Origin of the sequence: Romboutsia sedimentorum (assembly GCF_030131845.1) — a bacterium.
GTDB classification, from domain to species: domain Bacteria; phylum Bacillota; class Clostridia; order Peptostreptococcales; family Peptostreptococcaceae; genus Romboutsia_D; species Romboutsia_D sedimentorum.
On the sequence record NZ_JASKYM010000001.1, the window covers coordinates 474,131 to 488,100 of the forward strand.

The 13,970-nt window shown below is 27.0% G+C and carries 16 protein-coding genes; 6 read left to right on the plus strand and 10 right to left on the minus strand.

The window, feature by feature from the left end; all coding sequences use genetic code 11:
* Nucleotides 1-80: 80 nt before the first annotated feature.
* Nucleotides 81-1,385 (minus strand): DEAD/DEAH box helicase, encoded by a 1,305-nt coding sequence (locus QOZ84_RS02590; protein WP_284131402.1) that lies wholly within the window; start codon nt 1,383-1,385, stop codon nt 81-83.
* A 533-nt stretch (nt 1,386-1,918) separates the two neighbouring features.
* Here QOZ84_RS02590 and hpf point away from each other — a divergent pair.
* From hpf to QOZ84_RS02610, 4 genes are all read left to right on the plus strand, one after another.
* The gene (gene hpf, locus QOZ84_RS02595; RefSeq protein ID WP_284131403.1) at nt 1,919-2,449 is read left to right on the plus strand and encodes a ribosome hibernation-promoting factor, HPF/YfiA family; all 531 of its coding nucleotides are present in this window, start codon (nt 1,919-1,921) and stop codon (nt 2,447-2,449) included.
* A 186-nt stretch (nt 2,450-2,635) separates the two neighbouring features.
* The gene (locus QOZ84_RS02600) at nt 2,636-3,073 is read left to right on the plus strand and encodes a MarR family winged helix-turn-helix transcriptional regulator (RefSeq protein ID WP_284131404.1); all 438 of its coding nucleotides are present in this window, start codon (nt 2,636-2,638) and stop codon (nt 3,071-3,073) included.
* Nucleotides 3,074-3,159: 86 nt separating this feature from the next.
* Nucleotides 3,160-4,095: a DUF5692 family protein gene (locus tag QOZ84_RS02605; protein WP_284131405.1), complete on the plus strand. Its 936-nt coding sequence runs from the start codon at nt 3,160-3,162 to the stop codon at nt 4,093-4,095.
* A 78-nt stretch (nt 4,096-4,173) separates the two neighbouring features.
* On the plus strand, nt 4,174-5,109 hold the full coding sequence (locus QOZ84_RS02610) for a DUF5692 family protein (RefSeq protein WP_284131406.1): 936 nt from the start codon (nt 4,174-4,176) through the stop codon (nt 5,107-5,109).
* 76 nt (nt 5,110-5,185) lie between these two features.
* Here the strand turns inward: QOZ84_RS02610 and QOZ84_RS02615 are convergent, their stop codons facing one another.
* The 5 genes from QOZ84_RS02615 to QOZ84_RS02635 all read right to left on the minus strand — a co-directional run bounded on the left by QOZ84_RS02615 (nt 5,186) and on the right by QOZ84_RS02635 (nt 9,602).
* The gene (locus QOZ84_RS02615; protein ID WP_284131407.1) at nt 5,186-6,292 is read right to left on the minus strand and encodes a hypothetical protein; all 1,107 of its coding nucleotides are present in this window, start codon (nt 6,290-6,292) and stop codon (nt 5,186-5,188) included.
* Nucleotides 6,293-6,385: 93 nt separating this feature from the next.
* Nucleotides 6,386-7,468 (minus strand): hypothetical protein, encoded by a 1,083-nt coding sequence (locus tag QOZ84_RS02620; protein ID WP_284131408.1) that lies wholly within the window; start codon nt 7,466-7,468, stop codon nt 6,386-6,388.
* Nucleotides 7,469-7,630: 162 nt separating this feature from the next.
* A complete protein-coding gene (locus QOZ84_RS02625; protein ID WP_284131409.1) occupies nt 7,631-8,077 on the minus strand; it encodes a DUF134 domain-containing protein in 447 nt (148 codons plus the stop codon).
* A 121-nt stretch (nt 8,078-8,198) separates the two neighbouring features.
* Nucleotides 8,199-9,035 carry an Mrp/NBP35 family ATP-binding protein gene (locus QOZ84_RS02630; protein ID WP_284131410.1) on the minus strand — a complete coding sequence of 279 codons (837 nt, stop codon included), beginning with the start codon at nt 9,033-9,035 and terminating at the stop codon, nt 8,199-8,201.
* Nucleotides 9,036-9,122: 87 nt separating this feature from the next.
* Nucleotides 9,123-9,602 carry a GNAT family N-acetyltransferase gene (locus tag QOZ84_RS02635; protein ID WP_284131411.1) on the minus strand — a complete coding sequence of 160 codons (480 nt, stop codon included), beginning with the start codon at nt 9,600-9,602 and terminating at the stop codon, nt 9,123-9,125.
* Nucleotides 9,603-9,785: 183 nt separating this feature from the next.
* Here QOZ84_RS02635 and QOZ84_RS02640 point away from each other — a divergent pair, with 183 nt between their 5' ends.
* Nucleotides 9,786-9,971 carry a hypothetical protein gene (locus QOZ84_RS02640; RefSeq protein ID WP_284131412.1) on the plus strand — a complete coding sequence of 62 codons (186 nt, stop codon included), beginning with the start codon at nt 9,786-9,788 and terminating at the stop codon, nt 9,969-9,971.
* Between the two features lie 63 nt (nt 9,972-10,034).
* Here the strand turns inward: QOZ84_RS02640 and QOZ84_RS02645 are convergent, their stop codons facing one another.
* The 3 genes from QOZ84_RS02645 to QOZ84_RS02655 form a co-directional block, all read right to left on the minus strand.
* A complete protein-coding gene (locus QOZ84_RS02645; protein WP_284131413.1) occupies nt 10,035-11,435 on the minus strand; it encodes an MATE family efflux transporter in 1,401 nt (466 codons plus the stop codon).
* A gap of 107 nt (nt 11,436-11,542) precedes the next feature.
* Nucleotides 11,543-12,454, minus strand: a complete 912-nt coding sequence (locus tag QOZ84_RS02650; RefSeq protein WP_284131414.1) for a LysR family transcriptional regulator — start codon at nt 12,452-12,454, stop codon at nt 11,543-11,545.
* A gap of 23 nt (nt 12,455-12,477) precedes the next feature.
* Complete coding sequence (locus QOZ84_RS02655) at nt 12,478-12,792, minus strand: MazG-like family protein (RefSeq protein ID WP_284131415.1); 315 nt, start codon at nt 12,790-12,792, stop codon at nt 12,478-12,480.
* Between the two features lie 139 nt (nt 12,793-12,931).
* Here QOZ84_RS02655 and QOZ84_RS02660 point away from each other — a divergent pair, with 139 nt between their 5' ends.
* Nucleotides 12,932-13,258 carry a hypothetical protein gene (locus QOZ84_RS02660; protein WP_284131416.1) on the plus strand — a complete coding sequence of 109 codons (327 nt, stop codon included), beginning with the start codon at nt 12,932-12,934 and terminating at the stop codon, nt 13,256-13,258.
* An 87-nt stretch (nt 13,259-13,345) separates the two neighbouring features.
* Here QOZ84_RS02660 and QOZ84_RS02665 read toward each other — a convergent pair whose 3' ends face one another.
* Entirely contained in the window at nt 13,346-13,828 is a 483-nt protein-coding gene (locus QOZ84_RS02665) for a hypothetical protein (protein ID WP_284131417.1), read from the minus strand.
* Nucleotides 13,829-13,970 lie beyond the last annotated feature (142 nt).

Consider the following 13,970-nt stretch of genomic DNA (forward strand, 5'->3'; position numbering starts at 1 on the left):
ATAGTATATTCATGTAAAACGTATTTGTTCTATAATAATTTTAAAAGGAGCTATCTTAATTTAAAGATAACTCCTATTTATTACTTATCAGATGTTTTCTTTGCTGGTTTTTTTCTATTGTTAGATCCCCAGCTTTTATTATTGCTTCTAGAAGAACTACTTCTTTGATTGTTGCTATTTCCTCTATTGTTGCCCCTATTATTGCTTCTAGGATTTCTTTTTTCAACCACTTCAGCTACATCGTTAGAACTAGCTTCATAAGGGTGGTCTTTTATTACTGGTATTTTTTTGTTTATAAGCTTTTCTATTGACTTGTAATATCCTCTTTCTTCCATAGAACAAAACGACATAGCACAACCTGTATGTCCTGCTCTTCCTGTACGTCCAATTCTGTGAACATAAGTTTCTGCAACTTCTGGTAAGTCATAGTTTATTACATGAGATAACTCATCTACATCAATTCCTCTTGCAGCTATATCTGTTGCAACTAACACTCTTATTTTACCTTCTTTGAAGTTACTTAGTGCAAGTTGTCTAGCATTTTGAGATTTGTTTCCATGAATAGCACAAGCTTCTATTCCAACCTTTAAAAGGTCTGTAGTAATCTTGTTTGCTCCATGCTTAGTTCTTGAGAATACTAATACAGATTGTATAGATTTATCTTTTAAAAGATCTATAAGTAAAGCTCTCTTTTGCTTTTTACTAACAAAATACATACTTTGCTTTACAGTTTCAGTAGTAGATGATACCGGTGCAACTTCTACTTTTATAGGATCTTTAAATATAGAGTTTGCTAACTTTGATATTTCATTTGGCATAGTTGCTGAGAAGAATATGTTTTGACGAACTTGTGGAAGATGACTTATTATTCTTTTTACATCATGAATCATTCCCATATCTAACATACTATCCGCTTCATCAAGTACAAAGTATTTTACTTTGCTTAAGTTTATAAACTTTTGACTATATAAATCAAGCATTCTACCTGGAGTCGCTATTAAAATATCTACTCCTTCTCTTAATGCTCTTGTTTGAGAATTTTGAGATACTCCACCAAATATAACTAAACTTTTTATGTCCATATATTGTGAGTAAGCTGTAAAACTTTCTTCTATTTGTATAGCTAATTCTCTTGTAGGAGCTAGTACTACTGCTTTAATAGTTCTTGGCCCTCTTGAGTTTTTTTGTTCATTGTATACTCTTTGTAATATTGGAATAGCAAACGCTGCTGTTTTTCCAGTACCTGTTTGAGCACATCCAAGTAAGTCTTTTCCTTCTAATAAGTGAGGTATTGACTTTGCTTGTATTGGTGTAGGGTTTGAATAACCTTCATCTTGTAATGCCTTTTGTATAGGCTTTATTATATCTAAATTTTCAAATAACATGTTGTCTCCTTTTTATTGCTTCTAAATTCTAAAATTACTTTTTTCTATATATTAAGTGGTTCGTCCACACATAACCCAAATTACCTTTAAAAGTAATCTTATTAAAGCTCATTATTTAATTTCATAAAAAAAGAAACATGCTTCATGTCAAGTGACAAAACTTAACATAAAAAATGTCTCTTATCCACATTATACATCATTTTTTAGAAAATAGCATTATATTTTTTGCTTTAACATTAATAGTTCCAATGCCTTAGCCCTTATAGCTTTTAAATAACGTTATCATATCCTTCATTATTTTCCAAAACATCTAAAAATATCTAATCAAAATAATTTCAAATAATTTCCTAAAATTTATTTTTACCCCATTAATTATTATTTTATCAGAAAATTCAGCAAAATAAAAGACTGTTTTAATAAACGTTTTTCAACTATACTTAATTTATAAAATAAATACAAGCTTATTACTTCTATCCAAATGGATATATGGAGTTAATATAAAAAAATAATTGTAATAACTGGAGGAACTTGATATGAAAATGGCAATAGTTTCAAAGAAAACGATTATAACAGATGCGATTAAGGAAAAAATAGAAAGTACAATCCAACGATTAGAAAAATACATAAACGACGATACCGAGGTAAAAGTAAAAATAGATGTTAAAAAGAAAAACCAGAAAATAGAGGTTACGATATTTGCCAAAGATGGCGTAATAATAAGAGCTGAAGAATCAAGAGAAGATTTATATTCTGCAATTGATTTAGTATATGATAAATTATACAAACAACTAAGAAAATACAAAACACAACTAATAAAGAGAAATAAGAAAAATGAAAGTATTAGATTTGATAATATAGAAGAATATGTAGCTTGTGACAGCGATGAAAGTGTTATAAGGAAAAGAAAAGGATTTAAAATAGATCCACCTATGACTGAAGAAGAAGCAATAATGCAAATGGATTTACTTGGCCACAACTTCTTTATATTTAGGGATTTAAAAACTCAAGAAATAAACATTGTTTATAAAAGACATGACGGATATGGAATTATTGAACAAGTATAAATTTAACTTTTGATTATACTTAAATCATAAGAAAGGGTAGCGATGCTACCCTTTTTTTATATTATTTTATTTTTTTATGGAAATTATTGACAATTAATACATGTAGTCCTAAACTAAATTGTATACAATATAAATGTAAACAATTTAATTTTTACCAGTTAATTTAATATAAGGAGTCTTACCATTATGACAAATGATGAAAATTTAGGGTTAGAGAATCAACTTAGTTTTATAATGTATGCATGTTCAAAAGAAATGATAAAACACTATAAACCATATCTTAAAGAAATAGGATTAACTTATACTCAATATATTGCTATGCGTGTTTTATGGAGTGGTGATAATATTACTGTCAATGAATTAAGCAAAAGACTATATCTTGACTCAGGTACAACAACCCCACTACTAAAAAAACTTGAAATCAAAGGCTTATTAGAGCGTGTTCGTGATGTGAGTGATGAGCGAAATGTGTTTATAAAGTTAACTAAAAATGGACATGAGCTTAAAGATAATATGGAAAATACATCACAAAAAGTCTTAGATAACACAGGAGTTCCTATGTCTGAGGTAGATGATATACTAAAATCTTTAAAGTCTGTATTAGACAGAGTTAATAACAACTAGATAATTACTAAGGTCTATCTAAAAATAATCAAATAGATAGAATCTTAGAAATTAATATATTAAAAATAAGATGGGAGAGTTAAAAAATGTTTTTATTCGAATCAATACCTTGGTATTCTGCTTTAATGTGGTTTGCAGTTCTTGGTGGGTTAATGCTTGCTAATGAGCTCAGCCGTAGAAACAAATACATAGCTATTATATCTTTTATAGTATTACCAATAATATTGCCATTTACGATATGGCAAAAAACAACAGTTGCTGGTTCAAGTGTTGGAACTTGGTTTCACTGGGCTAAAGTATACTCTGCACTAGCAGGTTGTGTATGTTTTATGGCGCTACGTTACAGTAAAAAATTAAATCAAAATAAGTATGTCCTAGCGTTTCCTGCAATTATTTTAGCTATTAACATCATGGAAGCTGTTGTTCGTGATTTCCAATGTTATAAATTTAACGGTATAGTTGATGGAATGATGACTATAGGGGGATCATGGAATATAATGAATGGTATAGCAGGTATACTAAACATTATAACTATTTCAGGATTTGTAGGTATAATCATCAGTAAAGAAAAAAACAAAGATATGTTATGGCCAGACCAACTTTGGTTTTGGATTATAGCTTATGACCTTTGGAACTTTGCATATGTTTATAACTGTGTATCAGACCATGCATTCTACGCTGGAGCAGCTTTATTATTATCATGTACAATACCAGCATTCTTTATAAAAAAAGGAGCTTGGTTACAACATCGTGCACATACTCTAGCATTTTGGATGATGTTTGTAATGTCATTCCCAACATTTGTTGATACTTCTAAGTTTGCAGTTAAATCATCACACAATACAACTGCATTATTCATTGTTAGTGCATTAGCTTTAGCTTCTAACGTTTTAGTATTTGTATATCACTTCTACAAAATATTTAAACATAAACTCAACCCAATAACAGGTGAAGTTCATGCTGATTTGGATGCTTACAAAGAAATTGTTAATGAAGGTAGCGTAGCTAATACAAATAACTAAAAATCAATAATACAAACGAATTTATTATGTCACAATAAACATTGTCTATATTACAAATAAAATAGGGGGAGTTATAAAATGTTTTTATTTGAATCAATACCTTGGTATTGTGCTTTAATGTGGTTTGCAGTTCTTGGTGGCTTAATACTCTTTAATGAAGTAACCAGAAAAAACAAGTTCGTAGCTATTATATTCTTTGTAGTATTACCAATTATATTACCTTTTACATTATGGAGAAAAACAGCAGGTCCCAACTCATGTGTTGGAAGTTGGTTTCACTGGGCTAAGGTCTACTCTGCAGTAGCAGGTTGTTTATGTTTTATGGCTCTACGTTATAGTAAAAATTTAAGCAAAAACAAATATGTTCTAGCGTTTCCTGCAATTATTTTAGCTATTAATATCGTGGAAGCTGTTGTTCGTGATTTCCAATGTTATAATTTCAATGGTGTAGTTAACGGGGTAATGACTATAGGCGGTCCATGGAATATAATGAATGGTATAGCAGGTATACTAAACATCCTAACTATTTCAGGATTCGTTGGTATAGTTATTAGCAAAGACAAAGATAAAGATATGTTATGGCCAGACCAACTTTGGTTTTGGATTATAGCTTATGATATTTGGAACTTTGCATATGTCTACAACTGCGTATCAGACCACTCATTTTACGGTGGAACAGGTTTATTATTAGCATGTACAATATCAGCATTCTTCATAAAAAAAGGTGCTTGGTTACAACATCGTGCATATACGCTAGCTTTTTGGATGATGTTTGCAATGTCAGTTCCAACATTTGCTGACTCTTCTATATTTGCAGTCAAATCATCACATAATACAACTGCATTGTTTGTTGTTAGTGCATTGGCTTTAGCTGCTAATATTTTAGTATTTGTATATCACTTCTACAAAATATTTAAATATAAACGTAACCCAATAACAGGTGAAGTTCATTTTGACTTAGATGCTTATAAAGAAGTAGTTAAAGAAGATGAAGTAGTTGTCACAAATAACTAATATATTAAAAGGATGCAATAATTTATTGCATCCTTTTTTAGTTTCTGTATCAACTTATTTTAGTTTATATATTAACTTAAGTAAGTATCATTATTAATATAAAAAATATAACAATTAAAATATATTTAGCTATATTTAACTTTTTAGCTTTATACTTATAAATTTCATTTTCTTCAGATATAGCCAAATTTCCTAATCTTTTAACTTTGTTATTTAAAACATAAAAACACAACATTGCTATTAAATTTATAGTATTTCTAATATAGAAATTCTTATTTGATACACTTGAGTCTTCATACTCATATGTATTATACAATTTCTCATCTAAAAATAAATCATAAGTATAAGTAGTTTTCTTTTCACTATCGTATATTTCATAGAAATAGCCTGTAAATTTTAATTCTACATTATCTTTATACTCTATTTTTAAAGTTTTACTTTCTTGTGGTTTTAACTTATCTTCATTGATAATTATGTCTCCAATAGCATCATTTTTATATAATTGCTTGAAATTTAATCTAATATTTTTAAGTTCTTTATTTGATGAATTAAATATATCTACTTGTAGATATTGTTTATCATCTTTTTTTATAGTTCTAATATTTTTTATATCTACTTTATCTATATCATTAGTAATATCTAAGGCTTTATAATCCTTATATGAATCTACTGTTATTGTCTCTACACTATTATCTTCTTTTGATGAGGTAAACTTAGACTGCTTATCTACAGTAGTCGTACTACCTTCTTTATCAGTGTAGCTATAGCTTATTAGCTTTAGATTTTCTGATTTTTTAATATTGTTATGCTCACAAGTTAATATTGCACTTTCATTTGGCTTAATATTTTGTATACTATATGATGGCATAATTGCTTCTTCACTATTATTAGCTTCTTGAACTTCAAGATTTATATAAACATTATATAAATTTTGATTAGATATATTTTTTATTTTTATCTGTGAGTATAATGAGTCCTTATTTTCTCTTTCAAATTCATTTGTTTTTATATCTTTATATTCTACATATTTAGGCATTCCTATTTCTAGCTTATTTTCTGACTTTGTATTTGGTGTTATCTCCTTTGAATTGTATATATAAACGCTTACTACTGCTACACATATAAATAGAATTATTAAGCCAATCATTACTTTAATAAAATTCTTATTTGTGTTATTGTCCATACTATTCCCCCTTAACAATCCCCTCATTTGTTATTATATGCTGATTAAGTATTTAAATAAAAATGATATTTTTTTAACTATCAATTTATTAGTTTAGCTAAATATTATAATTTGAATTAAAAATATAAAAAGTAAAACGTATTTTATTATGTTTAATTTTTTAGCTTTATTTTTATAATCTTTGTTTTCTTTAGATATATCTAATTTTTTTAAGTTGCTAGCTTTTTTGTCTAATACAAAAAAACATACTCCCATTATTAAACTTATACAAATTGTAGTAAATATCCTCTTTGATACATCACCTTTATCTTCTTCTTCATAAATATGATATGTATTTTTATCTAAATCTAGAAAATAGTCTTTGGTAGTTTTATTTTTAATGTTAAATATTGAATAGCGATATCCTATAAGTTCTAGTTTTGTATCTTCTTTATAATCTACTTTTAAAGTTTTGCTTTCTTGAGGTTTTAATTTTCCCTTCTCAACATAAAGGTCTCCAATAGCATTATTTTTATATAACTCTTTAAAGTTTAGCCTAAAATTTTTAATCTCTAAATTAGAATTATTTTTTATATCCATTTCTAGATAATTCTTGTTATCTTTTTTTATAGTTTTAATATTTTTTATATCTATCTTATTTATATCCTTAGTAATGTCGAAGGATTTTAAATACCCATGTGAATCTACTGATATATTTTCACTAATATCTCTTTTTGGATATTTAAGCTTAGACTCCTTATTTATAATAGACATACGTCCATCTTTATAGTCAAATTCTAAATTTTCTAATTTAAGTTTTTCTGGTTTTTTTAGATTTTCATGCTGATACGTTAATATTGCAGTTTCATTTGGTTTGAGATTATCTAAAGTATAAACTGGTAGTATATCTTCATTATTTTGATCCTTTTGCATTTGAAGATGTATATAAACATAACTTAGTTTTTGATTAGATTTATTTTTTATTTTTATCTGTGAGTATAGTGAGTTATTGTTTTTTTTAATAAAATTATTTGATTTTATATCTTCAAAGTCTACATATTGAGGTGTACCTACTTGTATCTTATTTTCTTGTTTTATAGGTAACCTTTTATTTGAATTAGATTTATAAATACTTAGCATAAATATAAATAATGCGATTAAACCAATCATTATTTTTTTTAAAGTCTTATTTGTCATAATACTCCCCCTTGTATAATGCCGTCATTTGTTATTATATCCCAATTTAGTATTTAAATAAAATGATATTTTACTCATATTTAATAATAATCATTGATAAAACTATAATTTAAACAATAAAAAAACATATCTATAACCAATTGATTATAAATATGTTTTTTATTACTCTATATCTTTCCCATGACACCATTGTCCACAAAATTCAGCTTTTTTGCTACATATTACTCTTTGAGATCCACAATTAGGACAAGAATACTTATCTTGTTCATAATTGATATGATACATTGTTTCACAATCCATACATTTAAACTTACAATGATTTGTTGTGTAATGACCTCCACTTATATTTATTGCTTTTCCTTCTGTCAAAGCCATAGCAACTTTTTTTCTAGCTCCATCAATTATATTTTGAAAGGTTTGTCTTGATATTTTCATTCTCTTTGCACATTCTTCTTGATTTAATTCTTCTATATCTTTAAGCCTCATTGCTTCAAGTTCTTCTACCTTTAAAATTATCTCTTTAAGATCGCATTTAGACTTTCCTATTGGAACAAAATAATTATTTTCTGGAAAAAACTCTACTCTTCTGAATTTGGTTGGTCTTGACATATTCACTCTCCCTACATTTATTACAAATAATCTAATACTATGTATTTACTGTATATGTCTATTATACTATTACACTTATTTCATTTAAAGTGCTTATGTAGAGTGCTTAAACTACAAATATTTATTTTATCTGCCCTAATTCATTTAAAATATTTGTAACTATTGGACTAAATAGTTTGTCTAAATCTTCTCTTTGATTTTCATAGCTATTATTCGATAAATTACAAATTGAACTTACCATTGGTAATTCCCCAAGAAGTTTTAAATTGCTACTTCTTAAAAACTCATCTACACTTTCCCCATTAAATAAAGTTATTTTCTTGTCGCAATCTGGGCAAATTATATAACTCATATTTTCAACAATACCTAAGACTTTAATATTCATTCTATTTGCCATATTTATAGCCTTAGAAACAATCATTGAAACTAAATCTTGAGGTACAGATACCATTACAATCCCATTAATAGGAATAGATTGCATTACAGTTAATGCCACATCCCCTGTTCCTGGTGGCATATCTATTACTAAATAATCTAGTTCTTCCCAAAGCACATCAGTCCAAAATTGTTTAACAGCCCCCGAAACTACTGGTCCTCTCCATATTACAGGTTCATTCTCATCTTTTATTAAAAAGTTTAATGACATAACTTTTATTCCATCTTTTGTTACTACAGGGAATATACAATTCTCACTAGTTCTTGCTTTTTCATCTTTTAGTCCAAGTAATCTAGGAACACTAGGTCCTGTTATATCCGCATCTAAAATTCCAACTTTATAACCAGACTCTCTCAATTGTTTAGCAATCATTACTGATATACTAGATTTACCTACTCCACCTTTACCACTCATAACTCCTATAACATTTTTAATATTGTTCATTGGATTATTTTCTACCATACATTGTTGCTTATCTTTAGAGCATCCATCACTTGATGGACATGAATTACAGTTTGACATAATTTCCACCCCTTATATTATTGGCATTTGCTAATAATATAGTAGCACCACAAATAGTTATTGTCAAATGCCAATAATTATTTTATGCTAATTTTCGCTATTATTTATATATCTCATAACGTAAAACTCTCCCATACCTATACAAGTTTCTTGATGCTTAATTTCAATAATCTCAAATCCTTGCGCTTTATAACAATTTATTGCTCTATTATTCCAAGTCCTAACTTCTAATATAACAGGCTTATTAGGAAAATTTGTTTTACAATCAATCAATGCACACTGAGTAATAATTTTTCCTATACCTTGATTACAGTATTTAGGGTTTACCCCTATCCCAAAGAATACAGATTCACCTTCATCTAATAAATTTGTAAATCCTACCAATTCATTTTCTTCATTAGTATAAGCACTAAATCTTTTTCTTTTTAATTCATCACACAATGAATATCCTTCTTTAACCATAGTATCCCATTTAGGCAAATTATATATTTCGTATTCACCATCATATTTCCATTTAGATATTTCCTTAGCTTGTTTTTCTGTTAAACTTTCAGATTTTAAATTCATATATTTCCCCCATTTATTTAACTTATCTTAAAATATATTCTATTTTTTTAACCTAAATCCTGTTATTTAAAATCAATCTACTTCATATAAATATATTGGTTTAATATTATTTAAGTAGCAAATTTTGTAACGAGTAAAACAATATTTATGTGGAAATCTAATTCTGTGAAAGGATGTGTAAATATGAAAGATAATAGATTTTTAAAAATTCAATATGAAGACGCAGTAGAACTTGCAAAAGATTTATTAATGAATAATGTTGGTATGTCAGACATCGTAGCTAAAACTAATTTAAATGAAAAAGAAATCAGAGAAATAATAAGAAATAAAGATACTCAATTAAATGACAAACCAGCAAAATTATTTTAATTTTTATCTAAAAAGGAAACTACGCTCTATAAATAGATTGTAATTTCCTTTTTAAATATATATTTAGCTTTCCATTAAAACTTCAATTGTATTAGATTTTATATCTTTATCTTCTTCATTTTTTAACTTTAATAATTCATTAGTTTTATAAGCAAAATATGCTGTTAAAACAACAGTAAATAAATCCGATAATGCTTGAGTATATAACACTCCATTCATACCTAGTATCTTAGGAAGTATAAACACAAGTGGAATAAAGAAAATCCCTTGTCTAGCTGTCCCAACTATTAAAGCTTCTTTTGACATACCTAATGACTGATATAATGTAGCATACAATTGTGTAAATCCTAAGAATGGATACATTACAAGAGTTGCTCGTAGGGTCTTAGCTCCAACTTCTATAACACTGCTATCATTACTAAATAAATTTATAGCAGGCTCTGCAAATATCATAAGAACTATCGTTGCTAAACTTGCAAATATAGTAGTTCTCTTTATAGATATTTTTATAGATTTTCTTAATTTATCATAATTACCTGCACCATAATTATAACTAGCTATAGGCTGAAAACCTTGATTGTAACCCATAACTACAAAAATAACTAACGATGATAATTTTAGAGAAATCCCAAAAGAAGCTATTAGTGAATCTCCATATGGCTTAGATGCAATATTTAACAGACCCATAGAAATACTTATAAGGGCTTGAGTTAAAAAAGTAGCAGTTCCAACAGAAATTATTTCTCTATATATAGTCTTTGATAGTTTAAAATTTTTAATTTCTAATTTAAGATAACTTTTCTTTCTTAAAAAATATGATGCTAATAAACATACAGATATCACTTGGCTAATTACAGTTGCCCATGATGCTCCAACTACTCCCATATTAAGATTAAACATTAATATAGGGTCTAATACTATATTTATAACAGCTCCTAGTGCAACTGCAACTGCACTTAGTTTTGTATTACCTTCTGACCTTATAATATTTGCTAATGTAGGCATCATTATAGGTAAACTTGCTCCTATAGCGATAGGTTTTGCATAATCTATAGCGTAAGGCATTATAGTATCAGTTGCTCCTAATAACCTTAATATTGGTTCTAAAAATACTAATATTAACGTTGTAAATATAACTCCTAAAAATAAAGATGTAAATATAGCAGTAGTTGCTACAACATCAGCTTGCTCTTTATCTTTAGACCCAAGCAATCTAGCTATATAAGAAGATGCTCCAACACCTATCATCTGTCCTATAGCATTTATTAATATAAATAATGGAAATACAACTGATACGGCAGCCATAGCTAGTGTATTGTCTAGCATTCCAACGAAAGCTGTATCGACAATATTATAAACAGCACTTATAAGACTTGCTATTATACCTGGTATAGCAAATTTCCATATTACTCTTCCAATATTATCATCTTCCATTATTTTAACTTTATTTTCGCTTAAACTCACTTTTGATCACTCCCATTTTCTTTATATTATTATCTTATCAAAACTGGGAGTTTATCGTTAATATGTATATTTTATTACGCGTTATAAGTATTTTATATAACAGTTTTTTATTTTTTAATATGTTTTGATACTATTTCTAAAAACATTTTAGCTTCAGTTGATAGTTCTTCTCTTTTTCTTTTAATCCATCCAATACTAAAATCTATACTTTCATCAGCAAAAGGTATCGCCTTTATGCCATCTCTTTTATCTCCACTACTCCATCTTGAACCTAGCGAATACGCATCTGTCTTTGATATAAAGTTAGCTATAGTTTCTTTGTCATTTAGATATATAGCTCTATCTTTATTTAAGATATTAAGTGAATCTAGTTCTATACTATAAATAGATGATGTTACTTGATCCTCAACTAAATTTACACAAATAAAATCCTTTAAATCATCACTATATATTACATCTTTATCGTATAGTGGGTTATTTTTTCCTACATAAATATGCATCTTTTCTTTGGCTATTTCATTAAACTCTAACTTATTTATATCTAGTATATTTTTCCATAATTTTTCTTGAATGTTTGATAATATAAGTATACCTATCTCTGATTCCATATTAGATACATCTTTTATAACATTTTCTTTATGTGTTTCCTTTAGAGATATTTTGATATTTTTACAATCAACTTTATTATAAATTTCTACTAATACATTTGATAAATTAAATATTTTAGCACTAGATATTTGTAGTACAAATGCCTTTTCTTTAGATAAATCATTGTATATGTTTTCTACATTATTAACTTGATTTATAATAAATTTTGCATGTGCTAAAAAGTCTCTTCCATCTTTTGTAATTTCTACACCTCTATTTGTTCTATCAAACATTTTTATATTAAATTCTTCTTCTAAGCTCATTATAGCGTTACTTAAGTTTGGTTGTGATATGAATAAGTTTTGTGCTGCTTTATTCATAGATCCAGTTTCTGCTACTTCTATTAAGTATCTTAGCTGTTGAAGTTGCAAACAAATCACCTCCATTTAAACATTTATTCACATTTGCTCTTCCATTTATCAAGTTTTTTCTTGTATATAGCTTGTACTTCTTCTAAGTTTATATTATTGTCACAGCTTTGGCTTATCATTGAACTAGCTACTATTATTACATCAAGGCATTCTTCAATTACATCTTCTTTTGATTTATTTTTGTATCCACATCCACTAGAATTTGAATAGCTTAATACAGCTTCTGAAACTTCTCCTACTTCTTCTGATAATTTTAATGCTCTTTCTAATAATGATTTTTTATCTATCAAAGTTAATTTTTGTATTTCTTCAAAGTTAACTAATTTCGTATTTTTCATAATTTTACTCCTTTTGTATGATTCTATTTTTATTATACACTAATTGGATATTTACAACTAACCAATAATACACAACTTTTTCTACATAACATCATATATAATATAATTAAGATTATCTTGTTTAATAGGAGGATTAAATTTGAAAAAAATAATTTTTGCATTTTTAAGCTTTATAGTTATATTACTTACAAATTTATTTGCATCTAAAATTTTTAACCTACCATTTTTTGAGTTATCTTTTGTAACAGGTCTAATGTTTACTTTAATTATAGGCTTTTGTTCTAGTGAAGGAGGATTTACATCTGAAATATTAGATGTTAATATTAAACCTTTTTTGCAAAAAGAATGTCGCACAAATAGTCACTTTTTTAAATTTTATAACAGTATTCCATTTGTAGTTGCTTTAGTTTATACTGTTATTTCTGCTATTTTAAGTATTATAGTTTATTGGAAATACTTTTTTTAGATTAATATTTATAAGTTTATTGATATATTGTACAATTTTAACTAAACATAAAAATGAGTGTATAATTAAATACACTCATTTTTATGTTTAGTTGAAATATTTGCCATAAGGTCTGAAATTACGTGACTCTTCAATTAACTCATCTAATTGATTAGAAACTTTTTCAATAGGCTCATCAATACAACTCATTAAATAATCAAATAATTTTTGCCCATTACCTTCCATAACAAACCCAGATAAATTTATCTTATCTTTGCTTTCTAAAATTATAACTATTAATTTTCCTGTACTTATTTCATTCATATATAAAGAGCAATCCTCTTCTATATGATTGTTTTCATTTAAATGTTTCATAATAATTTCTATCTCTGATTTTTCATTTTCACTTAATAAACTTTGAATAATATTTTCATCTTCTATTTTATAAATAGCTGCAATATCTTCAATTTCACCTTCATAAATATCTTTGTTTCTTGCTAAGAATTCATCCCCTGCAACTTCTTTAGCACTAAGTTTTTCAATTAAATACTTTGAAATAGCTTCTATTTTAGAATTATTTTTAATATCCACTTATACCAACCACCTTTTTAGTGTTATATACTTAAAAATTATTTATTATTATCTATTATATACTATGTTGGCATAAGTTTGCATTCCTTCTTTTAAGCTTATAACAGAATACAAAATAGGCTGCCTCAGGCAACCTATTTCT

Excerpts from the sequence above, each read along its gene's own strand:
- QOZ84_RS02630 (WP_284131410.1), bottom strand. The coding sequence starts at position 9,035 with ATGTCAAACTGTAATTCATGTCCATCAAGTGATGGATGCTCTAAAGAT.
- QOZ84_RS02600 (WP_284131404.1), top strand. The coding sequence starts at position 2,636 with ATGACAAATGATGAAAATTTAGGGTTAGAGAATCAACTTAGTTTTATA.
- QOZ84_RS02610 (WP_284131406.1), top strand. The coding sequence starts at position 4,174 with ATGTTTTTATTTGAATCAATACCTTGGTATTGTGCTTTAATGTGGTTT.
- hpf (WP_284131403.1), top strand. The coding sequence starts at position 1,919 with ATGAAAATGGCAATAGTTTCAAAGAAAACGATTATAACAGATGCGATT.
- QOZ84_RS02615 (WP_284131407.1), bottom strand. The coding sequence starts at position 6,292 with ATGGACAATAACACAAATAAGAATTTTATTAAAGTAATGATTGGCTTA.
- QOZ84_RS02625 (WP_284131409.1), bottom strand. The coding sequence starts at position 8,077 with ATGTCAAGACCAACCAAATTCAGAAGAGTAGAGTTTTTTCCAGAAAAT.
- QOZ84_RS02590 (WP_284131402.1), bottom strand. The coding sequence starts at position 1,385 with ATGTTATTTGAAAATTTAGATATAATAAAGCCTATACAAAAGGCATTA.
- QOZ84_RS02640 (WP_284131412.1), top strand. The coding sequence starts at position 9,786 with ATGAAAGATAATAGATTTTTAAAAATTCAATATGAAGACGCAGTAGAA.
- QOZ84_RS02605 (WP_284131405.1), top strand. The coding sequence starts at position 3,160 with ATGTTTTTATTCGAATCAATACCTTGGTATTCTGCTTTAATGTGGTTT.
- QOZ84_RS02655 (WP_284131415.1), bottom strand. The coding sequence starts at position 12,792 with ATGAAAAATACGAAATTAGTTAACTTTGAAGAAATACAAAAATTAACT.
- QOZ84_RS02635 (WP_284131411.1), bottom strand. The coding sequence starts at position 9,602 with ATGAATTTAAAATCTGAAAGTTTAACAGAAAAACAAGCTAAGGAAATA.
- QOZ84_RS02620 (WP_284131408.1), bottom strand. The coding sequence starts at position 7,468 with ATGACAAATAAGACTTTAAAAAAAATAATGATTGGTTTAATCGCATTA.